Source organism: Duganella guangzhouensis (genome assembly GCF_009674535.1).
GTDB classification, from domain to species: domain Bacteria; phylum Pseudomonadota; class Gammaproteobacteria; order Burkholderiales; family Burkholderiaceae_D; genus Rugamonas; species Rugamonas guangzhouensis.
On the sequence record NZ_WKJK01000004.1, the window covers coordinates 38,567 to 63,604 of the forward strand.

Consider the following 25,038-nt stretch of genomic DNA (forward strand, 5'->3'; position numbering starts at 1 on the left):
CCTTTGATGGAATTCGTATTCAGGTAGTCCCGGCGCAGAAGTTTATCAGATGACACCCCATGTGCTCCCGGCACTACATTCGGTTACATTATTTTGTATTCAAATTTCCACTTGCGTGCCAAGTTCAATCACACGGTTGGGGGGAATCTGGTAGTAGTCGGCGGCGCCGCGCGCATTGCGCGACATCGCCACAAACAGGTGCTCGCGCCAGGTCGCCATGCCGGAGCCGGGCGCCGAAATCACGGTCTGGCGGGCGATGAAGAAGGAAGTCTCCATCATCTCGAACGGCAAGCCCAGGCATTCGCACAGCGCCAGCACGCGCGGGATGTCCGGCTCATCCTTGAAACCGTAGTAAATGTTCAACTGGTAGCACTGGTGGCCGAGGTCGGTGACCTTGACCTGCTCGGCCTCGGCCACATACGGTTCCTCGATGATGTGCACGGTCAGGAACACCACCCGCTCGTGCAGCACCTTGTTGTGCGACAGGTTGTGCAGCAGCGCGTGCGGCACGCCGTCGCTCTCGCCACGCATGAAGATAGCAGTGCCGTAGACCCGGGTCGGCGGCGCCACGAACAGCGAGGACAGGAACTCTTCCAGCGGAATCGCGTGCTTTTGCAGGTTTTCAAACACCAGCTCGCGGCCGCGCTTCCAGGTCAGCATCACGGTGAACAGCACCACGCCCAGCAGCAACGGGAACCAGCCGCCGTGGAACAACTTCAGCGTGCTGGCCGAGAACAGCGCGATGTCGATGGCGATGAAGAAACCGGTGGCGGCCAGGCACAGCGCCAGCGGCAAATGCCAGCGGTAGCGGATCACGAAGAAGGTCAGGAAGGTGGTGGCCAGCATGGTGGCGGTGACCGCGATGCCGTAGGCGCCGGCCAGCTTGTCGGACGAGCCGAAGCCCACCACGGCCAGCAACACCACGATCATCTGCAACCAGTTGACGGCCGGGATGTAGATCTGGCCGATCTCGCTGGCCGAGGTGTGCAGGATGCGCATGCGCGGCAGCAGGCCCAGCGCGATGGCCTGCTTGGTCATCGAGAAGGTGCCGGAAATGGTGGCCTGGGAAGCGATCACCGCCGCCAGCGTCGACAGTACCACCAGCGGGAACACGCTCCACGCACCCAACTGCTGGAAGAAGGGATTGGAAATCGCGTCCGGATGCTGCAGCAGCAGCGCGCCCTGGCCCAGATAGTTCAGCGCCAGCGCCGGGAACACGATCATGAACCAGGCGGCGCGGATCGGCTGCTTGCCGAAGTGGCCCATGTCGGCGTACAGCGCCTCGGCGCCGGTCAGCGACAGCACTACCGCGCCCAGCGCGACGAAGGCGATGCCGCGATTTTCGTACATGAAGTGCAGCGCGTGCCATGGATTGAGCGCGGCCAGGATGCGCGGCGCTTCGACGATGTTAATCACACCCATCACCGCCAGCGCGATAAACCATACCACCATGACGGGGCCGAAGAAGCGGCCAATGCCGGCGGTGCCGTGGCGCTGCATCGCATACAGCGTGATCAGCACGATGATGGTCAGCGGCACGATGTACTGTTCCAGCCCGGGCGCGGCCACTTCCAGACCCTCGATCGCGCCCAGCACCGAGATGGCCGGGGTGATCACGCTGTCGCCGTAAAACATGGTGGCGCCGAACACGCCCAGCAGCATCAGCGGATAGTGCCAGCGCGGTGCCGCCTTGGTGACCGAGTTCAGCGCCAGCGCCATCAGCGCCATGATGCCGCCCTCGCCACGGTTATCGGCGCGCAGCACCAGCGTGACGTATTTGAGGGAGACGATGATGGTCAACCCCCAGAAAATCAGCGAGATGATGCCCAGCAAATTGCCTTCGCTGAGCGCCAGGCCATGCTCGGGATCGAAAATGGTTTTGAGGGTGTAGAGGGGACTGGTACCGATGTCGCCGTAGACGATGCCGACAGCCGCCAGCGTAAGTGCCGCGAGACTGCTTTTCTTGTGTTGCTCGGTCAAGATTGCACCTGTTGTTGTTTTGGTGCATTGCACAATAGGACAAGGCTACGCAAAAGGCAAGGAGATTTTGGCATACGAAAGCATTCAAAACAGTCAATATCGAGAGTGTACGCCGCTGCCGCCGGAAGTGCGAGTGCCGCGCCTGCGCGCCACGCCCGGATCAGCGATAATGGCAGACCGCCCCGCCTTTTTACCCTTAAACCAGATGAATCCAGGTATTTTGTACGCTACCCTCGCCTTTTTGTGCTGGGGGCTGTTTCCGTTGTATTTCCACGCCATCAATGAAGTGCCGCCGCAGGAAATCCTGGCGCACCGCATGCTGTGGTCGCTGCTATTCCTGGTGGTGGTGCTGACGGTCCGGCAACAATGGAAATGGCTGCCGAAAGTACTGGGCCAGCCGCGTATTCTGGCCAGCTTTGTCGCCAGCGCGCTGCTGCTGACCGCCAACTGGGGCGTCTACATCTGGTCGGTCAACAATGGCCACGTCATCGACGCCAGCCTGGGCTATTTCATCAATCCGCTGGTGAATGTGCTGCTGGGGCTGGTGGTGCTGAAGGAAAGGCTGCGCCGTGGCCAGTGGATCGCGATCGCGGTGGCGGCCAGCGGCGTCGCCTGGCTGACCTGGCAGGCCGGCCAGTTGCCGTGGATTGCCCTGATTTTAGGCATCACCTTCGGCGGCTACGGCTTGCTGCGCAAGACGGCGGCGCTGGCCGCGCTGGAGGGGCTGTCGCTGGAAACCATGATTTTGTTCCCGCTGGCGCTGGTGTATGTCGCCTGGCTGACGCTGCATGGCCAGAACACCTTCCTCAACACGCCGTATGACAGCACGCGCTGGCTGCTGGCGGCAGCCGGACCGATCACCGCCGTGCCACTGCTGCTGTTTGCCGCCGGCGCGCGCAAGATCCCGATGGCGGCGCTGGGGCTGATTCAGTACCTGTCGCCGACCATGCAGGCGCTGCTGGGCGTGTGGGTGTTCCACGAAGCGTTTCCGACGGAGCGCATGGTCGGCTTCCTGATCATCTGGGCCGCGCTGCTGCTGTATGTGGCCGAAGGGCTGTGGGTCGGGCGGCGCGCCAAATAGTGGGAAGATGGCGGGATTTAGCGTATCCTGTCGTCCTTCCCTGTACTTCTACCAACATCGAAAATTCCCAATGGCAAATTACGTCTATACCATGAACCGCGTGGGCAAAATCGTCCCACCGAAGCGCCAGATTCTGAAAGATATTTCGCTGTCCTTCTTCCCGGGCGCAAAGATCGGCGTGCTGGGCCTGAACGGCTCCGGTAAGTCGAGCTTGCTGAAGATCATGGCCGGCATCGATACCGACATCCAGGGCGAAGCGCGCCCGATGCCGGGTCTGAACATTGGCTACCTGCCGCAGGAACCGCAGCTGGACCCGGAAAAAACCGTGCGCCAGGAAGTCGAATCCGGCCTGGGCGAAGCGTTTGAAGCGCAAGCCAAGCTGGAAGCCGTGTACGCCGCCTACGCCGAGGAAGACGCCGACTTCGACGCGCTGGCCAAGGAACAGGAACGGCTGGAAGCCATCATCTCCGCCGCCGATGGCGGCAATCTGAACCTGCAGCTGGAAATGGCGGCCGACGCGCTGCGCCTGCCACCATGGGAAGCCAAGATCGGCGTGCTGTCCGGTGGTGAGAAGCGCCGCGTGGCGCTGTGCAAGCTGCTGCTGTCCAAGCCGGACATGCTGCTGCTCGACGAACCAACCAATCACCTGGATGCGGAATCGGTGGAATGGCTGGAGCAATTCCTGGTGCGCTTCCCTGGCACCGTGGTCGGCATTACCCACGATCGCTACTTCCTCGACAACGCCGCCGAGTGGATTCTGGAACTGGACCGCGGCCATGGCATTCCATGGAAGGGCAACTATTCGTCGTGGCTGGATCAGAAACAGGCCCGTCTGAAGCAGGAAGAGGCGACCGAATCGGCGCGTCAGAAAGCGCTGGCCAAGGAGCTGGAATGGTCGCGTCAGAATCCAAAAGCGCGTCAGGCCAAGTCGAAAGCCCGTTTGGCCCGCTTCAACGAGCTGAGCGAGTACGAATACCAGAAGCGCAACGAGACCCAGGAGATCTTCATCCCTGTGGCCGAGCGTCTGGGTAACGAAGTAATCGAGTTCAAGAACGTGTCCAAGGGCTTTGGCGACCGCCTGCTGCTGGACAATGTGTCGTTCACGATTCCGCCGGGCGCCATCGTCGGCATTATCGGCCCGAACGGTGCCGGTAAATCGACCCTGTTCAAGATGATTGCCGGTCTGGATCAGCCGGACAGCGGTGAAGTCGTGATCGGCAAGACCGCGCAAGTGTCGCTGGTCGACCAGAGCCGCGACGCGCTGGGCGATGCCAAGACCGTGTTTGAAGACGTGTCCGGCGGCGCCGACGTGCTGAGCGTGGGCCGCTTTGAAATGCCATCGCGCGCCTACCTGGGCCGCTTCAACTTCAAGGGCGCCGACCAGCAGAAGATCGTTGGCAATCTGTCCGGTGGTGAGCGTGGCCGTCTGCACCTGGCGAAAACGCTGCTCAAAGGCGGCAACGTGCTGCTGCTGGATGAACCGTCAAACGATCTGGACATCGAAACCCTGCGCGCGCTGGAAGACGCGCTGCTGGAATTCGCCGGCTCGGTGATGGTGATCTCCCACGATCGCTGGTTCCTGGACCGTATCGCCACCCACATCCTGGCATTCGAAGGCAACTCGCAGGTCACCTTCTTCGACGGCAACTACCAAGAGTACGAAGCCGACAAGAAGAAACGCCTGGGTGAAGAAGGCGCCAAACCAAAACGCATCCGCTACAAGCCGCTGACCACCTAATCAGCAGCACAAACAAAAACCCCGCCCCCGGCCTGAGCACGTTCAGGCCGCTGGCGGGGTTTTTTGTTGCATGACAATCTGCTCATTCTCCAGCTGCGCACAATAGCAAGTCTGACTTTGTTTAGGAGTCCGGCTATGGCCCTACGTTCTCTTAGCACGCAATTCACGCAATTTGAGGAACGCAGTAGAATCGAATTCGATGAATCAGGATGGGAGCAGATGTTGAGCGGGCCTCAGTGTGCTTGGACTTCGAGCGCTTTTTCGCCCGCAAACGACGCAGACCCTCTATATTGCCGTGGTGTTTTCTCATCGTATCGATCGTGGCGACCACCGTCCTCTATCACCTTCAGGCCCTCAAGGAGATCGAACCATGAACGCCAGGCTTGAACAAATCTTCAGCAACCGGTTTCGTCTCATGCGGAAGCTGTATGAAATCAACGATGGTATTGCGGAACATCGCGGCGCCGATCTTTTCGCGGTCGGTAAGGAACTGAAGATGGGTGATATTGTAACCATCGATACCTTCGATTTTCTCGAAGACGAAGGCTTGGTGAAATGGATAGCCATCGGTGAAATTTCAATTACGCAACGCGGCGTTCGTGCAGTTGAAACGGCTCTGGATCACAGGATCACGGCGTACTTTCCGGCTGATATCGCTGACAAGGTATGAAAAAGCCCGCCCCTGCCTGAACGCGTTCAGGCAGGGGCGGGCTTCAGCAGCACACTTGAAGGTTTAAGCCGCGATGCGCTTAGAAGTTGTAGCGCAGGCCGGCGGTGACGGCACCCGCTTTACGGCCGACGTCGATGTCGTTCTTGCCGTAGTTTTCATATTCCAGCGACACTTTCACGTTTTTGGTCAGCGCGTACTCGCCACCCACCGACGCGTACAGCGCGGTTTTCTCGTTGCTGCCGCTCACTGCGGCGATGCCCGAGGTGCTGACGCTGTTGTGGTTGCGCGCTACACCCAGTTTGGCGAACACGTCGAAGTCACGCGCCACTGGCCAGGTGCCTTTACCGGCAACATAGTACGAGTGCGAGTCGGTAGTCAGGCCGCCCGCAGAACCATTGGTCGAGTAGGCGTAGCTGCGCTTGCCGAAGTCGGTGTAGCCGGCTTCGATCGCCCAGGTGTTGTCGACGTTGTAACCACCGTAGATTTTGCCGGCAGCCTTGGTACCGCTGTGGTTGTCACCGCTGACGGCGCCCGCACCGGCGGCGTCGAAGTCATAACGGCTACCGACCACGCCAGCACCAATGTAGGCGGTGCCGGCGGCGTCCTGATTGTTTTGAGCGTAAGCAGCGGTACCGCTCAGAGCGGCGGCGGAAGCGATTACAGCAAACAGAATTTTTTTCATGATTTTGATCTTTCAGCAAAAAGTTGAAGCGGACTTGCTTGGGATCGCAGTTGCTATCGAATTGCGATGTGTCCAAGATAGCACCCGAATCAACATGCGTCGCCACCGAATTAGTAAGAAGTGTGACGAGATGTAAGCCGAACGATCAATGGCAAATTTCAAGATACGCCAAACTTAGAGGAGGCTTAAAATTCCTCCCAATCCGTTGTCAATTCCTTAACGGATGCCTTGCGCGGCGCCGGCAGGGGCAGGCGCGGTGCCGCCGGCCGCGCTGTCACCGTCTTGGGCCGTGACACCGCCGGCGCCCGGACCAATGCCGGCGCAGCAGCAGCAGCAGCAGCAGCCTGCTCGACGCGGAACACGCTGACCAGCTCGGCCAGCTTGCGCGCCTGGTCCTGCATCGATTCCGACGCCGCCGCCGATTGTTCCACCAGCGCCGCGTTTTCCTGCGTCACCTGGTCCATCTGCACGATAGCCCGGTTGATCTGCTCGATGCCAGCGGTCTGCTCGCTGCTGGCGGCCTGGATGTCGGCCATGATGGCGGTCACGCGCTGGATGCTGGCAACGATCTCGCGCATGGTCACGCCAGCCTCGTCGACCTGACGCGCACCGGCGCCCACCTTGCTGACCGAATCGTCGATCAGCTGTTTGATTTCCTTGGCCGCCGCCGCCGACCGCTGCGCCAGCGTGCGCACTTCCGACGCCACCACCGCGAAGCCGCGCCCCTGTTCCCCGGCGCGCGCCGCCTCCACCGCCGCATTCAGCGCCAGGATATTGGTCTGGAACGCGATGCCGTCGATGGTGCCGATAATGTCCGCCATCTTTCCGGACGAGGCATTGATGGCGCCCATGGTGCCGATCACCTCGTCCACCATGGCGCCGCCCTTCTGCGCCACGCTGGATGCCGAACGCGCCAGCTCGTTGGCCTGGCGCGCATGGTCGGCATTGGCCTTCACGGTCGAGGTCAGCTGCTCCATCGAAGACGCGGTTTCCTCCAGCGCCCCGGCCTGGGTTTCAGTACGCGACGACAAGTCCTGAGTGCCGCTGGCAATTTGCGCCGACGCGGTAGCGATGGTGTCGGTACTGGTGCGCACCTGGCCGACAATACCGCCCAGACTGTCGCGCATCGACTTCATCGCAAACAGCACGCTGCGGCTGTCGTTCTGGCGCAGTGTCACATCCACCGTCAGATCGCCATCGGCGATCTTGCCGGCCACCTTGGCGACATCGCCCGGCTCGCCGCCCAGCTGCCGCGTCAGCGCGCGCGTGATCAGCGCGCCCAACGCCAGCCCGGCCACCAGGCTGCCCAACACCAGCGCGATCATCAGCTTCAGGCTGAAGTGGTACAGCTGCGCGGTGTCACGCGCCTTGTCGGCGGCGCGGTTTTCCTTTAACTCGGTCATGACGTCGAGCCGCTTGTCGAGCGCGTCGGCCTGGGTGCGCGCCACCAGATGCGCGCGGCTGGTGGCGTCAGCGCGCTGCGCCAGCGGCTCATTTTCGGCAATATCCAGCGCGGCGATGATGGCGCGCTTGTAGTCAACTGCGGCGGCCTCGTACTCCTCCAGCAGTTTCTTCCCATCCGGGGTGACGAAAGTGGGACGCGCCTTGGCCAGATAGTCCTCCATCACGCCCAGGTATTTGTTGACGTCGCCACGCACCCGGTCGCGCTCTTCCTTCGAGGTGGCGGCCAGGAAGGTAGTGCGCGAGCGTCCCGCGTAAATCAGGTTGATGTTGGCTTCCTTCACGTAGGACAGCCCGAGCAAATCTTCGTTGTAGATTTCATCGGCAGCGCTATTCAGCTTGCTCATGCTGACGATGCCGATGCAGGCGACGATGGCGCCGACCACCGCCACGAACGTGAATCCAATGATGAGTTTGGTACCGACTTTCATGTTGCTAAACATAGGTCCTCCCACGGTGAGGATCTACGATAGCAGTGCCATGCCCGGCTTGTCTGCCGGGATGAATCGTGCGCGCAACACTTACAAAATCAAGCGGAACGTCAGATTGATGCGCGGCCCGCGCGGTGTGCGTTCCTTGTTGATGCCGTGCAGCCAGTGTTGTTGCAACGCGCCCGCCATCAGCAGCAGACAACCATCGCCCAGCGCCAGCTTGACGGTCTTGGGCAACTGGCGGTGCTTGAGAATGAAAGTGCGTGGCGCGCCGAAGCTGACCGAGGCGATCGCCGGTTGCGGCCCCAGCTCGCGCTCGTCATCGGCATGGAAGCCCATGCTGTCGCGCTCGTCACGATAGTAGTTCAGCAGCACGCTGTTGAAGCGACGGCCGGTGGCGCGCTCCACCGCCTGTTTGATGTGCAGTTGCAGCGCCGTGAACGGTTGCGGATGAAAGGTCTTGCCGGAATAACGATAGCTGGCCTCGCCATGCCAGGCCGACAGTCGCGGTTGCATGTGCAGTTTGCCCCACACCTGGATCTGTTCGGCGCGCCAGTCGGTCTCCGCCAGCAGGCGGCGCATCACCTCGTCGGGCGCCAGGTCCAGCGCCAGGCGCTGCTGGAACCACAGTTCGCCATCCTCGATCGGGATCGCGCTCAGGCTGGTGTCATCGGCAAATAAGTCCATGCGCGGTATGATACCGGCACCTGATTATTCACGGAGTGCTTGCATGAAGAAACGCCAGTTCCTGTCGACGGCCGCGCTGGCCGGCTTGTCCAGCGCCGCCTTGACGCCGGCCCACGCCGCCACCGCCGCCGGCCCCACCCTGCTGACCATCACCGGCGCCATCAGCAAGCCCAATCGCGGCAAGCTCGATCCGGCGCGCGATGTGATGATGGTCAAACAGAAAATCAGCTTCGAGCAGGCGCACGCCTTCGATTACGCGGCGCTGGCGGCGCTGCCGGCCATCACCATCAAGCCGACGCTGGAATACGACGCCAAACCGCACACGCTGCGCGGCCCGCTGCTGCTGGACGTGGTGCAGGCGGCCGGCGCCAGGCTGAACGACGATAGCCGGTTGATTTTGCGGGCGGTGGATGGTTATGCGGCGGCCGTGACGGTCGCGCAGGCGCGCGCGCAACGCTGGATCGTGGCCACCCAGATGGATGGCGCACCGATGGCGCTGGGCGGACTGGGCCCGTTATGGGCCTTGTGCGAGGCGGATAAAGTGCCCGAGCTGGCCGCCCTGCCCCTGGCGGGACGTTTCGGCGGCGCGCCGTGGGCGCTATACCATATCGAGGTTCAGGCGTAAGCTTCGGCCAGGCTCATTACACGCGGAGTGATGGTGATGCCGACGCCGCCGAACAGCGCGTTCAGGGCTGCCATATTGGCTTCCATCTCTTCGCTCTTCCAGCCTTCGAACAGGTCGGTGCCGGCTTTCTGGAAGTGCAGGTCCAGTACCTTGCCGCGGTCCTTGTGGGTGTAGCCGCCGCTGTAGGTCTGCTTGAAGCCCAGCGCGGTCAGCTGCGCCAGTACATCGGTGGGAGGATTGTCCGGATCAGTTGCCATAAACACGCCGAAGGTCTTGCCTGGCGGTTTGGCGGCAATGTCTACATCGTAGATTCCAGGCGCTTTCGTGACGGTCGTACTTTTCAGAAATAACATGTTCTTACCCCTACTTATCCAATTTTTGGCGCCAGTGAAGCTTTCAGATTGATTCTTGTAGAAAACATTCTAAGAAACAAGCTTATTGCTAATTCGGAGGTTTGTCGACTAATCCCGCCACTTATTTATATATTCGTACCAATCACACCGCACTGGTGTTGTCCGGGACAAAGTCCCGCGCTACGCTACATCTACTTAAAATATAGTTGTTAGGTAGTAATTTGCAAGAAGATACGCACTATTTGCCTATTTTGCGTGTTTTCTCTTTGCCAAGTCTGTGGTCGGCGCGATAAGAGACCGATACAACGCTCCGGTCGGCGCGTCCCAAGCTGACACCGCTTCCTGCTGGCGCGCCACTGTGGCCAGGTCGCCGCGCGCGATCGGTCCGCTCAGCGCCGCCGCCGCGCCGAGCCGGAACACATTGGCCATCGATTCGGTGGCCAACGGCTGCGCCAGCTGGCGCGCCACCGCTTCCGGGATGCCGGCCGCCTGATAGGCACGCAGCGCGGCGTCCAGCACAGTCACCAGATAATTACTCGCGAAGACGGCCGCCGCGTGATACACCGTCTTAGCCGCCGCATCGATCGTCACCGGCTGCGCGCCGATTGCCTGCAGCGCCGGCGTCAGCACGGCCAGCGCGCCGTCGTCGCCCTCGATGCCGCAAAACGTGCCGGCAAACTGCGCCGCCACCCCGGCCGGGTCGGCAAAGCTGCGAATCGGATGCACGCTGGCCACCAGCGCGCCGGCGTCGCGCGCCGCTTGCAGGCGGTCCGAGGCCAGCGCGCCGCTGCAATGAAACACAATACTGTCCTTGAGCGGCACCGCCCGCGCCAGCGCCGCGCAGGCTGGCACGATCTGATCGTCGCCCACCGCCAGTATATGGATCGCGGCTGGCTGCAATTGCGCATAGTCGTCGATAGCGCTGCCGGCGCCGATGAAATCAACCGCCTGCCGCGCCGAGGTGGCCGAGCGCGTCAACACCTGCTGAATGCGGAAGCCATCCTGCGCCGCCAGCAATCGCCCCAGCACCCGTCCCACATTGCCGGCGCCGATCAGATTCACAGTCATGTTCATGGTTCAGTTACGGGCGTGGGTCAGCTGGAAGCTGTGGATACCATCGAATTCAGCCAGCTCGGCCGACAGCACCGACATCGGCGCGCCGCTGCGCTTGCTGAAGGCGATGGCGACAAAACGCCATTCCTGCATGCCGCCCGAACTGCTGATCATCATCGAGCCGCTGGCGATTTCGTAACCGCGCTGCGCCGCCATAGTGCGCAAGGCTTGCTCCTGCGGCCGGTAGCCGGGCTTGAAGCACATGGTGATGGCGATCGCATGGCGCGACGGCAGCCAGGCTTCAAGCCGGGTCAGATAAATCATCGAGCCGGCGCTCAGCAGCGCCAGGCCCATGGCGCCAGCGTAGAAGCCAACGCCCACCATCACGCCGATCACCGACGAGGCCCAGATCGAAGCGGCGGTGGTCAGGCCGCTGATATTGAAGCCTTCGCGCATGATGACGCCGGCGCCCAGAAAGCCGATGCCGGTGACGATGCCCTGCACGATGCGGGTTGGATCGGAACTGATCAGGTATTGCGACACATGCCCGCCGAACCAGTGCGCCGGATAGCCGCCGATCACGGTCAGCGCGGCCGAGGCCATGCACACCAGGCCATAGGTGCGCATGCCGGCGGCGCGGCCGTGGTACGAACGCTCGTAACCGACCAGCAGGCCGAGCGCCAGCGCGCCCAGCAGGTTCAGCAAAATCACCGCGTTGGTGGCCAGTTCGGAATGCGACCAATAGGCTTGCAGAAAATCGAGTGCGGGCATGATCGCCTTATTTTTTGGTCAGCTGTTTTTCGAAGGCGACATCCAGCTTGCTGATGCGCTTGGGCGCGGGCGGTGCGATGCCGTTGACGAAGGCGACAAACTCGTCCAGCTCCATCGGCGGGTTCAGCGGTGGATTGCCGGCGCCATCGGACAGGAAGAAATGGCCGCTGCCGGTCACCGACATCGAGTATTTCTGGTTGCCGGTGCGATTTTTCAGGCGATCGATGGCCGAGGTAGCTCTAGTTGCGCGTCCGCTCACAGTGTCTCCGTGCGTTGATTCAGCCAGGCCAGCGCATCGCCGGCCAGCAGTGGTGCCAAGCGCTTGCGCACCGTGGCGTGGTAATCGTTGAGCCAGCGTTTCTCATCGTCGCGCAGCAGCGTGGGTTCGATGCAGCGGGTGTCGATCGGGCACAGGGTCAGCGTTTCAAAGTTGAGGAATTCGCCAAACTCGGTCTGGCCGGCCGGGCGATTCAGCACCAGATTCTCGATCCGGATGCCCCAGCGGCCGGGCCGGTACAAACCCGGCTCGATCGAAGTAATCATGCCCGGCTCCATCGCCGTCTGCGGCTCCGGCATCGTCGATGGCGAGATCGATTGCGGGCCTTCGTGCACGTTCAGGAAATAGCCGACACCGTGGCCGGTGCCATGGCCGAAATCCAGCCCCTCGGCCCACAGCGGCGCGCGGGCGATGGCATCCAGCATCGGCGACTTGGCGCCGCGTGGGAAGCGCGTGGCCGACAGCGCGATCATCCCCTTCAGCACCAGCGTGAAGTCGCGCCGGTGCTCGTCGGTAATGCGGCCGACCGCCACTACACGGGTGATGTCGGTGGTGCCGCCCAGGTACTGGCCGCCGGAATCGATCAGCAGCAGGCCGTTGCCTTCGATGGTCGCATGGCGCGCCTCGGTGGCACGGTAATGCATGATGGCGCCGTTCGGGCCGAAACCGGCGATGGTGGCAAAGCTGGGGCTGACGAAACCGGGGCGGCGAGCGCGCGCGGCGGTGATCTGTTTGTCAATGTCGACTTCGGTCAGCGGCACGCGGTCTGGGTTGGACAGGGTCTGTTCCAGCCAGGTGAAGAATTCGCACAGCGCGGCGCCGTCCTGCTCCATGGCGGCGCGCACGTGGACCGCGTCCTGCTCGCTCTTGCGCGACTTGGCCAGCGTGGTCGGGTTGATCGCTTCGATCACTTTTACCTTGGACGGAATCCACTGGCGCGTGCCGTAGGTGACACGGCGCGGGTCGAGCAGCACGCTGGCCTCGGGCGGCAGGGCGCCGAGAGCGGCGGCGGCCGACTCGTAGGAGGCGACGTCGATGCCTTCATCGGCCAGCGCGGTGCGCAGTTCCGGCGCGATTTTGCCATCGGCCACGTACAGCGTGGCGCGGGTGGGGGTGATCAGGGCGTGCGACAGGAAAATCGGGTTGAAATTGACGTCGGCGCCACGCAAGTTGAACAAATAGGCAATATCGTCCAGCGTGGAAATCAGGTGGCGGTTGGCGCCGGCCTGCTGCATGGCGCTGCGCAGATCGGCCAGTTTGCCGTTGCGGCTTTTCGAGGCGTACGGCGGCAGATGCTCGTAGACCGGCGCGGCCGGCAGCGCCGGACGGTCGTTCCAGACCTGGTTCAGCAAGTCGAGATCAGTGCGCAGGGTGGCGTCTTTGGCATCCAGCGCGGTTTGCAGCAGGCGGGCAATGGCCAGGCCGAGCACGGCGCCGTCGACGGCCAGCGTCTGGCCAGCTTTCAGATGGCTACCCAGCCAGTCGACGTATTGCACGCTGGCGCCGGAGGTCAGCTTCATCAGCTGGATGCCGGTTTCGGCCAGTTGCTGTTCGGCCTGGGTCCAGTAGCGGGCGTCGGTCCACAGGCCGGCGAATTCCGGGGTAATGATCAGCGTGCCGACCGAGCCGGTGAAACCCGAGACCCATTCGCGGCCCTGCCAGCGTTCGGGCAAATATTCCGACAAATGCGGATCGGCGGATGGAATCATCAGCGCATCGACCTGGTGCTGGCGCATGGCCGCGCGCAATTGCGCGAGGCGTTCGGCGACTTGGGAGGGGTCTGGAGTATTCATGGGAAAGTTTCTAAATTGCTTGTCGCTATGATACCGCGATTACCTGAAACGTAGTCTACCGCTTTGACGCGCCGCAAAGTGAGATGGGGACCAAATACTTAAATGGCTCAGCTTATTATATCCATAACTGCGGCCTATATTAATCATGAGCGTCTCATTTCAAACCGGAAACCCGGCTGGAATACAGCTTCATCACTGGATTCCATCAAAGAAGCCGAGGGTATGTTTCGAGGCACAAAAAGCAGCGTTGAGTTATAAATTCCAATGGAAACTGTCACGGCTACGATGATTATCATTGATGAAAATGTGAAGCCTGATTATATTTTCTCCCCAACGAAATCAGTGATAGCCAATTCAGAACAAATAGATATATCAGCATCGGCGGGCAATCGCGAATTACGTCGTCAACGGTAGAAAGGCTTTCTAAAGTTGGATGAGGCTATAGGAAACACCGGATCGCTGGCAGGAGCGGCTAAGGAAGGGCATCTAGGCCCGGCTTCGTGCCGAAATTTGGCAAGTTCGTGCCAATAACTAGCATGAATCGAACGCAAAAAAGTCCGCTAAGCCTCATAACACCGTGATCTCTCCACATTCAGAATGCGAATATACGCGTCAGACCCCAATGCCGTTAATTTAAGCGCCGTCGTCCCGGCGAAAGCCGGGCGGTCCGCCGCTGCGGCCCATGCTGAATTTTCCTGGCATCTGCCCTATGGATTCCGGCTTTCGCCGGAATGACGAAGGGCAATATCGGCCATTAGCGTCAAACCCAACTGGCACGTTGGTCCGGCGCACATGATAATAATTCCAGCTCTCATAAAAAAGAAACGATTTTCTTTAGCCCTACCCCACATATTTTTCGCCATATATTTACCTTACGGAATACACAACCAAAGGTGTCGGCCTCGATGCGCGCCAGTCAGCGCTGGAGGTCGATTGTAGAGCGTAAAAATTCCTTTAAAGTAATTTAAAAATTTTTGCGGCGCACCATGAAAAAGTCGGGCAATTGTCGTAGAAAAGACAACTTGCGCCCCTGTAGCACGTTAATATCGTCACACAAAAAGAAGCAGCAACAGGAGACACTGGTGCAAACAGAATACGAGACTTTTCCTCGCCGCTTGCTGATGCACGGCCAGGTCAGGCCAGCTCGGCCCGCATTTCGTGAAAAGTATCTGGGCATCTGGCAAAGCTGGACCTGGGCCGACGTCAACGCCGAGGTGCGCGCGCTCGCCTGCGGACTGGCCGCGCTCGGCTTCCAACGCGGCCACCACCTGGCCATCATCGGCGACAACCGCCCGCGCCTGTACTGGGCCATGCTGGCCGCGCAATGCCTGGGCGGCGTGCCAGTGCCGCTGTACCAGGACGCCCCCGCCGCCGACATGGCCTATGTGCTGGAAAACGCCGACATCCACTACGCCATCGTCGAAGACCAGGAACAGGTCGACAAATTGCTGGAATTGCAAGAAATCTATCCCCACATCCGCCATATCGCCTACGACGACGAACGCGGCATGCGCCACTACCGCCAGCAAAGTTTGCTGTCCTTCGCCAAGCTGCAGGAAATGGGCCGCGCATGGGACCGCGCCCACCCCGGCTTCTACGAAGCCTCGGTGGCCGAAGGCCGACCGGGCGACAACGCCATCATCCTCTACACCTCCGGCACCACCGGCAAGCCCAAGGGCGTGTGCCAGACCCACGCCGCGCTGCTGGCGGCCGGCACCGGCGGCGTCGGCTTCGAACAGTTGACCGACCAGGAAGACATCCTGTCCTACCTGCCCATGGCCTGGGTGGGCGACTGCCTGTTCTCGTTCGCCCAGGCCATGACCGCCGGTTTCACCGTCAACTGCCCCGAATCCGGCGAGACCATGATGACCGACATGCGCGAAATCGGTCCCACCTATTACTTCGCTCCGCCGCGCGTGTTTGAAAACATGCTGACCACGGTAATGATACGAATGGAGGACGCCGGTGCCATCAAGCGCCGCATATTCCACTACTTTATGGCGGTGGCACGCCGCTGCGGTGCCCAAATTTTAGACAACAAACCGGTGCCGCTGGCCGAACGCCTGCGTTATGCCCTCGGCCAGATGCTGGTCTACGGACCGCTGAAGAATGTGCTGGGCATGTCGCGCATCCGAGTCGCTTACACCGCCGGCGCCGCCATCGGGCCGGATCTGTTCCGCTTTTACCGTTCGATCGGCGTCAACCTGAAACAGTTCTACGGCTCCACCGAAACCTGCGCCTATATCTGCTTGCAGCCGGACGGCCAGATCAAGTTCGACAGCGTCGGCCTGCCGGCGCCCGGCGTCGAGGTCAAACTGGCCGACAACGGCGAAGTGCTGGTCAAGTCACCAACTTTAATGGACTGCTATCACAAACGCCCGGACGCCACGCAGGAAGCCATCGACGCCCAAGGCTACTTCCACACCGGCGACGCCGGCCTGTTCGACCAGGACGGTCACCTGAAAATCATCGACCGCGCCGCCGACGTTGGCCGCATGAACAACGGCGCCATCTTCGCGCCCAACTACGTCGAGAACAAACTCAAGTTCTTCCCCTTCATTAAAGAGGCGGTGGTGTTCGGCCATCAGCGCGACGCGGTATGCGCCTTCATCAACATCGACATCGAAGCAGTGGGCAACTGGGCCGAACGGCGCAGCATCGCCTATTCCGGCTACACCGATCTGGCCGCGCATCCCGCCGTGTATGGACTGGTGCGCGAATGCGTGGAACAGGTCAACGCCGACCTGGCCGCAGAGCCGGCGATGAGCGCCACCCAAATCCACAGCTATCTGGTGCTGCACAAAGAGCTGGACCCGGATGACGATGAGCTGACCCGCACCCGCAAGGTACGCCGCAAATTCATCGCCGAGAAGTACGCGCTGCTGATCGATGCGCTCTACAGCGGCAAGACCTCGCAATACATTGAAACCCAGGTCAAGTTCGAGGACGGCCGCAGCGGCGTGGTGAAAGCGGACCTGAACATCGCGCCGTGCAAAACCTACCCTGCCGTACAGGCAGCGGCATGAGCGGAGAGGCAGATATGCGGATGAACGAGCCAGAAGCCCATTTCGGCACGGTGCGCAGGCCCGCTGGCCCGGTGATACTCGACCTGAAAAACATCTCGCTATCCTTCGGCGGCGTGAAGGCACTGACCGACATTTCGTTCGACGTGCGCCAACACGAAATCCGCGCCATCATCGGCCCGAACGGCGCCGGCAAAAGCTCGATGCTCAACGTGATCAACGGCGTGTACCGCCCGCAGCAGGGCCAGATCGTGTATCGCGGCGAAGTGCGCAAGAACATGGACGTGCATGCCGCCGCCAAATCCGGCATCGCCCGTACTTTCCAGAACATCGCGCTATTCAAGGGCATGACTGTGTTGGACAACATCATGACCGGCCGTAACCTCAAGATGAAATCGAACTTCCTGCTGCAGGCGCTGTACTGGGGACCGGCGCGGCGCGAGGAAATCGCCCACCGCATCAAGGCCGAGCAAATCATCGACTTCCTGGAAATCCAGGCGATCCGCAAGACACCGGTCGGCCGCCTGCCCTACGGTCTGCAAAAGCGCGTGGAGCTGGGCCGCGCGCTGGCGGCCGAACCAGAGATTCTGCTATTGGACGAACCCATGGCCGGCATGAACGTGGAGGAGAAGCAGGACATGTGCCGCTTCATCCTCGACGTCAACGACCAATTCGGCACCACCATCGTGCTGATCGAACATGACATGGGCGTGGTGATGGATATCTCGGACCGCGTGGTGGTGCTCGATTACGGCAAGAAGATCGGCGACGGCACGCCGGACCAGGTACGCGGCAACCAGGACGTCATCAACGCCTACCTCGGCAAGGGCTGCGCATGAATCTCAACTTCTTCTTCGAAGTGCTGATCGGCGGCCTGCTGTCCGGCGTGATGTACGCGCTGGTGGCGATTGGTTTTGTGCTGATTTACAAAGCATCCGGCGTATTCAATTTCGCGCAAGGAGCGATGGTGTACTTCGCCGCGCTGACCTGCGTCGGTGTGATGGAAAAATTCGGCGTCTCGCTGTGGATCGCGGTGCCGGTCACCGTCGCCGTGATGATCGCGCTGGGCGCGGCGGTGGAGCGTGTGGTGCTGCGGCCGCTGGTCAACCAGCCGGAAATCGCGCTGTTCATGGCCACCATCGGCCTGGCCTTCTTCCTGGAAGGGCTGGCGCAGCTGATGTGGGGCGCGCAGGTGCGCAAGCTGGAACTGCCGATCGAAGACGTGCCCTCGCAGTACCTGATGGACCACTACAACATTCTGGTATCGCAGTTCGACATCATGGCGGCGGCGGTGTGCGGCCTGCTGGTCATCACACTGGCGCTGCTGTTCTCGAAAACCAAAGTGGGCCGCGCACTGCGCGCGGTGGCGGACGATCACCAGGCCGCGCAAGCGGTCGGCATTCCGCTCAAACGCATCTGGGCCGTGCTGTGGGCGGTGGCCGGGCTGGTCGCGCTGGTGGCCGGCATGCTGTGGGGCGCGCGCAATGGCGTGCAGTTCGCCCTGACCTTCGTCGCGCTGAAGGCGTTGCCGGTGCTGATCCTCGGCGGCTTCACCTCCATGCCGGGCGCGATCGTCGGCGGGCTGATTATCGGCGCGTCTGAAAAACTGGCCGAGGTGTACATTGGTCCGATGGTCGGCGGCGGCATCGAAGGCTGGTTCCCTTACGTGCTGGCGTTACTGTTCCTGCTGGTGCGGCCGGAAGGGCTGTTCGGCGAAAAAATCATCCGGAGAATCTGAGCCATGTTCTACCGCGAAGCAGGACAATTCAAAACCAGTTACGAGGCCGATGGCCAGATCTTCCCCATCCTGCAGGACCGCATCGCCCTGCTGATGTTGATGGCAGCGGCCATCGTGGTGGTGCCGCTGGCCGCCTCGCCATACGTGCTATCGGCCATCCTGATTCCGTTTTTGATTTTTTCGCTGGCCGCGCTGGGACTGAACATCCTGACCGGTTACGCCGGCCAGCTGTCGCTCGGCACCGCCGCCTTCATGGCAGTCGGCGCCTTCGCCTCGTACAACTTCATCCTGCGCATACCGGGCTTGCCGGTACTGCTGGCGTTCGTGCTGGGCGGCTTGAGCGCGGCGCTGGTCGGCATCGCGTTCGGCCTGCCGTCGCTGCGCATACGCGGCTTCTATCTGGCCGCCGCCACGCTGGCCACGCAGTTCTTCGTGGTCTGGTGCCTGACCAAGATTCCCTACCTGACCAACTACAGCGCTTCCGGCGTCATCACCGCCCAGCCCATCGTCATCCTCGGCTACGCCTTCGACTCGCCGGGCCGCAAATACCTGCTGGTGCTGGGCGTGGTGGCGCTGATGGCGCTGCTGGCCAAAAATATGATCCGCTCCAACGTCGGCCGCTCGTGGATGGCAGTGCGCGACATGGACGTGGCGGCCGAAGTGATCGGCTTTCGCCTGATGCGCACCAAGCTGCTGGCGTTTGCCGTCAGCTCCTTTTACTGTGGCGTGGCCGGCGCGCTGTATGCGTACGCTTATCTCGGCACGGTGGAGCCGGAGGCGTACAACCTCGATCTGTCGTTCCGCATCCTGTTCATGATTATCATCGGCGGCGTCGGCTCGGTGCTGGGTTCCTTCCTCGGCGCCGCCTTCATCGTTCTGCTGCCGGTGCTGCTGAACGTGATCGCGCACAGCCTGGCCTTGCCCACCAACGTCGCCTCGAATCTGGAGCTGATGGTGTTTGGCGCGCTGATTATATTTTTCCTGATCGTCGAGCCGCATGGCCTGGCGCGTCTGTGGCAGATAGGTAAAGAGAAGTTACGTCTGTGGCCCTTCCCTCATTAAAACAGGAGACACACCATGAAACGCCTTGCACTCCTCATCGCCTGCATCACACTGGTCGGCGCGGCCATCGCGCAACCTGCGGAACAGTATGTCGCCCTGCCCTCATATCGCGTCGGCCCTTATGCGGCGGGCGGTTCCGGCTTCTACGGCGGCATCATCGACTACTTCAATCTGGTCAACCTGTCGGGCGGCGTGAATGGTGTGAAGATCTCGTGGGAAGAATGCGAAACCGAATACAACCCCTCGCGCGGCGTGGAATGCTACGAGCGTCTGAAGACCCGCAACGGCGGCGCCACGCTGGTTGAACCGCTGTCCACCGGCGTCGCCTACGGCATTCTGGACCGGCTGGCGGTGGATAAAATTCCGATGACGATGATAGGCTACGGCCGCTCGGATGCCGCCAACGGCAAGGTCTTCCCCTACGTTTTCCCGCTGATTACCAGCTACTGGAATCAAGCCGCCGCCATGATCAAATACCTCGGCGACAAGGAAGGTGGCATGGACAAGCTGAAAGGCAAAAAGATCGTTCACCTGTACCACGACTCCGCGTTCGGCAAGGAGCCCTTGCCAGTGCTGGAGGCGCTGGCCAAACAATATGGCTTTGAGCTGATCAAGATCCCGGTCACGCCACCAGGCAGCGAGCAGCAATCGCAGTGGTTACAGATTCGCCAGGCGCGCCCCGATCATGTGATCCTGTGGGGCTGGGGCTCGATGAACGCGGTGGCCATCAAAACCGCGCAGCGCAACGGCTTCCCGCGCGAGAAAATTCTCGGCGTGTGGTGGGCCGGTTCGGAAGAAGATACCGTACCTACAGGCGATGCGGCCAAGGGCTACAGCGCGATGACCTTCAACACACCGGGCAATTATCCGGTGCTGGACGAAATCCGCAAGAAGCTCTACGACGCTGGCAAGGGCAATCTTGCCGATGCTTCGCGCGTCGGCAGCGTGTACCACATGCGCGGCGTCAGCGCGGCCGTCCTGTGGGTGGAGGCGATGCGCACCGCGCAGGAAAAGTACGGCAAGGGCAAGCGCGTCAGCGGCGAGCAGCTGCGCTGGGGTTTGGAGAATCTGAATGTGGACGAGGCGCGGCAGAAAGCCATCGGCGCCTTTGGCATGCTGCCGGTGGTGAAGACCAGCTGCGACGATCATGAAGGCTCTGGCGCGGTGAAAGTCCAGCAGTGGGACGGCAAGAAGTGGAATGCGGTCACGCCCAACTGGATCGTCGGCGACAAAGCGTTGACGCGCAAGCTGCTGGAGGAAAGCTCGGCGGCCTACGCGGCCGAGAAGAAAATCACGCCAGCGTGCCTGAAATGAGCTATCTGTCTGTGAATAACGTCGAAGTTATCTACGACCACGTGATCCTGGTGCTGAAAGGCGTGTCGCTGCAAGTCCCGCAAGGGAAAATCGTCGCTCTGCTGGGCGCCAATGGCGCCGGCAAGTCGACCACGCTGAAGACCATCTCCACACTGCTGCGCGGCGAACGGGGCGACGTCACCAAAGGCGAGGTCCAGTTCAAGGGCGAACGCATCGACCAGCTAACGCCGAATGAGCTGGTCAAACGCGGCCTGTCGCAAGTGATGGAAGGCCGCCACTGCTTCAGCCACCTGACCATCGAGGAAAACCTGCTGACCGGCGCCTACACCCGCAACGACTCGCGCGCGGAACTGAAGGCATCGCTGGAAAAGGTCTACCACTACTTCCCGCGCCTGAAGGAGCGGCGCGCCAGCCAGGCTGGCTACACCTCCGGTGGCGAACAACAGATGTGCGCCATCGGCCGCGCGCTGATGGCCAGGCCGTCGATGATACTGCTGGACGAGCCGTCGATGGGTATTGCGCCGCAAATCGTCGAAGAGATCTTCGGCATCGTCAAGGACTTGAACAGCAAGGAAAATGTGTCCTTTCTGCTGGCCGAGCAAAACACCAGCATCGCATTGCGCTACGCCGATTTCGGCTACATCCTTGAAAACGGCCGCGTGGTGATGGAAGGCGCGGCCGATGAACTATCCTGTAACGAAGACGTCAAAGAGTTCTACCTCGGCGTCTCCGCAGCGGGGCGCAAGAGCTTCCGCGACATGAAATTCTACCGGCGCCGCAAGCGCTGGCTGGCATAAGGAACCGAATGAACCTCAACAAAGCCAAGGCTTACTGCCGCACCCTGCCGGGCGCCACCGAAGACATCAAATGGGAGAGCAACCTGGTGTTCTCGGTCGGCGAAAAAATGTTCGCCGTCACCAGCGCCGATGGCAGCGAACGCGGTATCAGCTTCAAGGTCGACGACGACCGCTTCCTGGAACTGACCGACCGTCCCGGCATCATTCCCGCGCCGTATCTGGCACGCGCCAAATGGGTCTACATCGAAAATCCGAAAGCCGTCAGCGACGCCGAAGTGCAGCAGCTGCTGAAACGCTCGCACGAACTGGTATTCGCCAAACTGACCAAAAAGCTGCAACGCGAAATACAAGGATCATGACCATGTCCCACACCCTGGACAGCCTGGAAACACGACCGCCCGAACAACGCGAACGCGAACTGATGATGCGCCTGCCGCAGTTGGTGGCGCGCGCCAAGGCCGCTGCCGGCTGGTCGCGCATCCTCAAGGACGTCAACCCGGCCGATGTCAACAGCCGCGCCGCGCTGGCCACGCTGCCGGTGACGCGCAAGTCGGAGCTGCACGCGCTGCAATCGCAACAAACGCCGTTCGGCGGCTTGAATACCACGCCGGTGGGCCAACTGGCGCGGGTCTACATGTCGCCCGGTCCCATCTTCGATCCGGAGGGACGCGGCGCCGACTGGTGGCGTTTCGCGCGCCCGATGTACGCCGCCGGCGTGCGTGCCGGCGGCCTGCTGCAGAACTGCTTTTCCTACCACTTCACGCCGGCCGCCTTCATGGTGGAAGGTGGCGCCGCGCGCATCGGCTGCACGGTGATCCCGGCCGGCAGCGGCCAGACCGAGATGCAGGTGCAGGCCATCGCCACGCTGCGGCCGGACACCTACGTCGGCACACCATCCTTTTTGAAGATCATCATCGAGAAGGCACAGGAGCTGGGCGCGGATGTCAGCAGCATCCGGCGCGCGCTGGTCAGCGCCGAGGCGCTGCCGGAATCGCTGCGCGGCTGGTTTGCCGAGCATGGCGTGGCGCAGGTGCTGCAGGTGTATGCCTCCGCCGACATCGGCAGCATCGCCTACGAAACCCGTACTGGCGACACGCGCGATGCCGGCATGGTGCTGGATGAAGACCTGATCCTGGAAATCGTCCGCCCAGGCAGCGGCGACACGGTGGCGCCGGGAGAGGTGGGCGAGGTGGTGGTCACGCTGTTCAATCCCGACTATCCGCTGATCCGCTTTGCCACCGGCGACCTGTCGGCCATTCTGACCGATGCGCCGCCCTCGCCCTGCGGCCGCACCAACACCCGCATCAAAGGCTGGCTGGGACGCGCCGACCAAACCACCAAGGTGCGCGGCATGTTCGTGCATCCGTCGCAGGTGCATGACATCGCGCGCCGCCATCCGGAAATCCTCAAGGCGCGGCTGGTGGTGTCGGGCCAGATCGCGCAGGAGGCGATGACGCTGCATTGCGAGGTGGCCGATCCGGTCAAGGCGCAGGCCAGCGCCAGCGAAGCCGCCATCGTCGAATCGATCCGCAAGCTGACCAAGCTGCGTGGCGAGGTGTTGTTTGTAGCGCCAGGCAGCCTGCCCAACGACGGCAAGGTGATCGCGGACGTGCGCGACTACCAGTAATTGGGGGATAATAGCGGTCTTCCCGTTTGTTTTTAACAGAACTACAAGATCATGCAAGACTTCCACCACAACCGCGCCCGCGCGCTGATGAAAAGCGCCGAAGAACTCTACACCAAACAGGACGTCGACACTGCCGTCACCGCGATGGCCGATACGCTGAACGCCCGCTTCAACCACCCGGACAGCGAGGAATTCCCGCTGGTGCTGGGCGTGATGGGCGGCGCCGTGGTCTTCACCGGCAACCTGCTGCCGCAACTGAACTTCCCGCTCGAATTCGACTACATCCACGTCAGCCGTTATGGCGACGAGGACAAGGGCGGCGAGGTAGTGTGGAAAGTGGTGCCGCGTTCGAACGTCAGCGGCCGCACCGTAATCGTGTTGGACGATATCCTCGACGAAGGCGAAACCCTGGCCCACGTCAAACAACGCCTGCTGGACATGGGCGCCAAGGAAGTGGTCCTGGCAGTGTTCTGCGATAAGGCGATCGGCAAGACCAAGCCGGTGCAGGCGGACATCGTCGGCATCACCATTCCGAACCGCTTCGTGGTCGGTTTCGGCATGGATGCTTACGGCTACTGGCGCAACCTGCCGGGCCTGTGGGCGATCAACACCGAGAACTAAGGGCGCAACTGCCAGCGGTCGATGAACTGACGCACGCCGTCGGGATTGGCCGCCTTCCACGCCTCGAACTCGGGGCGCCAGGATTCCTTGTACTGCAATAGCAGCAGCGCCGGCTCCAGCTGATCGGCCTTGGCCAGCGTTTGTAGCGTTTTCAGTGCCGGGTCCTTCAACTCGCCACTGCCCTTGGCGATCGCATCATCCACCGCCTTGAAGGCCAGGCGCCACGCCGCCAATTCGGTGGCGAATGGACCGTCCTTCGGTTTGCCGTCGCTGGCCGGTTGCTGATTGAGCGCCTCGGCGGTCGCCAGCAGCATCCACAGCGTGCCATCCGCGCTCTTGCTCATATCCGGCGTATTCAGTGAAGGATCGACCGTGATGTTGATCTTTTTGCTTGCCGGGTCCAGCTCACCGCGCGACTTGCGCGTCAGATTCAGCGGCGTCAGAGGGAAACCACTCAGGGTGCGGATCTGATTCAGCTTGACCCAGTTGGGCAACTGGCTCGGTTGCGCGGCGATGCCGCCCATCAGCGCGCCGCTGGCGGGGCCGGGCTTGTCCTGTCCCATCAGCGCGTCGGCCAGGAAGCGCCAGCCCTGCGCATTCAATGGCTCCACTTCCACGCCCTTGCGGAAACGCTGCTCCGCCTCGGCATATTTTTTCTGCACGAAGTAGCAGTCGCCGGCATAGATCCAGGCGGTGGAAAACTGCGGGTCCAGCGCGGCGGCACGCTCGTACTGCACCAGCGCCTCGTCCAGCTTGCGCTGGTTGAACAGCAGCTCGCCCTCATGCAGGGCGGCGGCCGCTTCCGGCGTCGGCTGGTGCAGCAACAGCGGCTTGCTGTCGCCCAGCAGGCGCAGCACTTCCTGCGCCACCGGATCGTCGCCATGCTTTTGCAGCGCCTGCCGCGCCGCCGCTTCCGCCTGCTGACGCAGCTTGGCCGAAGTCTCGCCCTGCGTATGTTCGGCCCCCACCAGAAACGCCCGCGCCAGACCCGACAGCGGCAACGACGAGCCGGGATCGACCTTGGAGGCCGCGATAAACTGTTTGAACGCCTCGCTCAGCTTACCTTCCAGCACCAGCTGATTGGCTTGATTGAACAGCTTCAAACCTTCCGGACTCATGCTGTCCAGACCCTGCGCACTTCCATAGCTGCACACCAGGGCCAGCAACAGCGCGGCAATTTTCTTCATCATCGGTCCCGTGTTTTCAGAGACTTCATATTAACTTAAAAGCAATTGCCATGCGAGACGGGAGATG

The 25,038-nt window shown here is 61.6% G+C and carries 23 protein-coding genes; 13 read left to right on the forward strand and 10 right to left on the reverse strand.

Features of this window, described 5'->3' with window-relative positions; all coding sequences use genetic code 11:
• Window positions 1–99: 99 nt before the first annotated feature.
• A complete protein-coding gene (locus tag GJ699_RS08800; protein ID WP_154375209.1) occupies window positions 100–1,980 on the reverse strand; it encodes a potassium transporter Kup in 1,881 nt (626 codons plus the stop codon).
• Window positions 1,981–2,185: 205 nt separating this feature from the next.
• Between GJ699_RS08800 and rarD the strand changes: the two genes are divergently transcribed.
• The 3 genes from rarD to GJ699_RS08815 all read left to right on the forward strand — a co-directional run bounded on the left by rarD (window position 2,186) and on the right by GJ699_RS08815 (window position 5,469).
• Entirely contained in the window at window positions 2,186–3,061 is an 876-nt protein-coding gene (gene rarD, locus GJ699_RS08805; protein WP_154375211.1) for an EamA family transporter RarD, read from the forward strand.
• Window positions 3,062–3,131: 70 nt separating this feature from the next.
• Window positions 3,132–4,799: an energy-dependent translational throttle protein EttA gene (gene ettA / locus GJ699_RS08810; RefSeq protein WP_154375212.1), complete on the forward strand. Its 1,668-nt coding sequence runs from the start codon at window positions 3,132–3,134 to the stop codon at window positions 4,797–4,799.
• A gap of 370 nt (window positions 4,800–5,169) precedes the next feature.
• On the forward strand, window positions 5,170–5,469 hold the full coding sequence (locus tag GJ699_RS08815; RefSeq protein WP_154375215.1) for a hypothetical protein: 300 nt from the start codon (window positions 5,170–5,172) through the stop codon (window positions 5,467–5,469).
• 79 nt (window positions 5,470–5,548) lie between these two features.
• Here GJ699_RS08815 and GJ699_RS08820 read toward each other — a convergent pair whose 3' ends face one another.
• From GJ699_RS08820 to GJ699_RS08830, 3 genes are all read right to left on the reverse strand, one after another.
• Window positions 5,549–6,151 (reverse strand): outer membrane beta-barrel protein, encoded by a 603-nt coding sequence (locus GJ699_RS08820; protein WP_154375217.1) that lies wholly within the window; start codon window positions 6,149–6,151, stop codon window positions 5,549–5,551.
• 185 nt (window positions 6,152–6,336) lie between these two features.
• Window positions 6,337–8,055 carry a methyl-accepting chemotaxis protein gene (locus GJ699_RS35125; protein WP_154375219.1) on the reverse strand — a complete coding sequence of 573 codons (1,719 nt, stop codon included), beginning with the start codon at window positions 8,053–8,055 and terminating at the stop codon, window positions 6,337–6,339.
• Between the two features lie 78 nt (window positions 8,056–8,133).
• Window positions 8,134–8,730, reverse strand: a complete 597-nt coding sequence (locus GJ699_RS08830; RefSeq protein WP_154375221.1) for an alpha-ketoglutarate-dependent dioxygenase AlkB family protein — start codon at window positions 8,728–8,730, stop codon at window positions 8,134–8,136.
• 43 nt (window positions 8,731–8,773) lie between these two features.
• On the opposite strand from GJ699_RS08830, the gene GJ699_RS08835 reads away from it, so the two are divergent.
• The gene (locus GJ699_RS08835; protein WP_154375223.1) at window positions 8,774–9,355 is read left to right on the forward strand and encodes a putative pterin-binding protein; all 582 of its coding nucleotides are present in this window, start codon (window positions 8,774–8,776) and stop codon (window positions 9,353–9,355) included.
• Here GJ699_RS08835 and GJ699_RS08840 read toward each other — a convergent pair.
• The 5 genes from GJ699_RS08840 to GJ699_RS08860 all read right to left on the reverse strand — a co-directional run bounded on the left by GJ699_RS08840 (window position 9,346) and on the right by GJ699_RS08860 (window position 13,602).
• A complete protein-coding gene (locus GJ699_RS08840; protein WP_154375225.1) occupies window positions 9,346–9,708 on the reverse strand; it encodes a hypothetical protein in 363 nt (120 codons plus the stop codon). The genes GJ699_RS08835 and GJ699_RS08840 overlap by 10 nt on opposite strands.
• A 246-nt stretch (window positions 9,709–9,954) precedes the next feature.
• Window positions 9,955–10,782 (reverse strand): Rossmann-like and DUF2520 domain-containing protein, encoded by an 828-nt coding sequence (locus GJ699_RS08845; RefSeq protein ID WP_154375227.1) that lies wholly within the window; start codon window positions 10,780–10,782, stop codon window positions 9,955–9,957.
• 3 nt (window positions 10,783–10,785) lie between these two features.
• A complete protein-coding gene (locus GJ699_RS08850; protein ID WP_154375230.1) occupies window positions 10,786–11,532 on the reverse strand; it encodes an MgtC/SapB family protein in 747 nt (248 codons plus the stop codon).
• A gap of 7 nt (window positions 11,533–11,539) precedes the next feature.
• A complete protein-coding gene (locus GJ699_RS08855; protein ID WP_371867506.1) occupies window positions 11,540–11,791 on the reverse strand; it encodes a hypothetical protein in 252 nt (83 codons plus the stop codon).
• Window positions 11,788–13,602: an aminopeptidase P family protein gene (locus GJ699_RS08860; protein WP_154375234.1), complete on the reverse strand. Its 1,815-nt coding sequence runs from the start codon at window positions 13,600–13,602 to the stop codon at window positions 11,788–11,790. The genes GJ699_RS08855 and GJ699_RS08860 overlap by 4 nt, the downstream gene beginning before the upstream one ends.
• A 1,121-nt stretch (window positions 13,603–14,723) precedes the next feature.
• Between GJ699_RS08860 and GJ699_RS08865 the strand changes: the two genes are divergently transcribed.
• The 9 genes from GJ699_RS08865 to GJ699_RS08905 are packed head-to-tail and all read left to right on the forward strand — an operon-like array spanning window position 14,724 to window position 23,784.
• The gene (locus GJ699_RS08865) at window positions 14,724–16,628 is read left to right on the forward strand and encodes an AMP-binding protein (RefSeq protein ID WP_229262048.1); all 1,905 of its coding nucleotides are present in this window, start codon (window positions 14,724–14,726) and stop codon (window positions 16,626–16,628) included.
• A 14-nt stretch (window positions 16,629–16,642) separates the two neighbouring features.
• Complete coding sequence (locus tag GJ699_RS08870) at window positions 16,643–17,464, forward strand: ABC transporter ATP-binding protein (RefSeq protein ID WP_154375886.1); 822 nt, start codon at window positions 16,643–16,645, stop codon at window positions 17,462–17,464.
• Entirely contained in the window at window positions 17,461–18,363 is a 903-nt protein-coding gene (locus GJ699_RS08875; RefSeq protein ID WP_154375238.1) for a branched-chain amino acid ABC transporter permease, read from the forward strand. Before GJ699_RS08870 ends, GJ699_RS08875 begins: the two co-directional genes overlap by 4 nt.
• Before the next feature lie 3 nt (window positions 18,364–18,366).
• Window positions 18,367–19,425 carry a branched-chain amino acid ABC transporter permease gene (locus tag GJ699_RS08880; RefSeq protein ID WP_154375240.1) on the forward strand — a complete coding sequence of 353 codons (1,059 nt, stop codon included), beginning with the start codon at window positions 18,367–18,369 and terminating at the stop codon, window positions 19,423–19,425.
• 15 nt (window positions 19,426–19,440) lie between these two features.
• The gene (locus tag GJ699_RS08885) at window positions 19,441–20,739 is read left to right on the forward strand and encodes an ABC transporter substrate-binding protein (RefSeq protein ID WP_154375241.1); all 1,299 of its coding nucleotides are present in this window, start codon (window positions 19,441–19,443) and stop codon (window positions 20,737–20,739) included.
• A complete protein-coding gene (locus tag GJ699_RS08890; protein WP_154375243.1) occupies window positions 20,736–21,536 on the forward strand; it encodes an ABC transporter ATP-binding protein in 801 nt (266 codons plus the stop codon). Before GJ699_RS08885 ends, GJ699_RS08890 begins: the two co-directional genes overlap by 4 nt.
• Before the next feature lie 8 nt (window positions 21,537–21,544).
• Window positions 21,545–21,895, forward strand: a complete 351-nt coding sequence (locus tag GJ699_RS08895) for an MmcQ/YjbR family DNA-binding protein (protein ID WP_154375245.1) — start codon at window positions 21,545–21,547, stop codon at window positions 21,893–21,895.
• A gap of 2 nt (window positions 21,896–21,897) precedes the next feature.
• A complete protein-coding gene (locus GJ699_RS08900) occupies window positions 21,898–23,163 on the forward strand; it encodes a phenylacetate--CoA ligase family protein (RefSeq protein ID WP_154375246.1) in 1,266 nt (421 codons plus the stop codon).
• A 51-nt stretch (window positions 23,164–23,214) separates the two neighbouring features.
• Window positions 23,215–23,784: a hypoxanthine-guanine phosphoribosyltransferase gene (locus GJ699_RS08905; RefSeq protein WP_154375248.1), complete on the forward strand. Its 570-nt coding sequence runs from the start codon at window positions 23,215–23,217 to the stop codon at window positions 23,782–23,784.
• Here the strand turns inward: GJ699_RS08905 and GJ699_RS08910 are convergent.
• Window positions 23,781–24,974, reverse strand: coding sequence for a tetratricopeptide repeat protein (locus GJ699_RS08910; RefSeq protein ID WP_154375250.1), 1,194 nt, complete (start codon window positions 24,972–24,974; stop codon window positions 23,781–23,783). The genes GJ699_RS08905 and GJ699_RS08910 overlap by 4 nt on opposite strands.
• Window positions 24,975–25,038 lie beyond the last annotated feature (64 nt).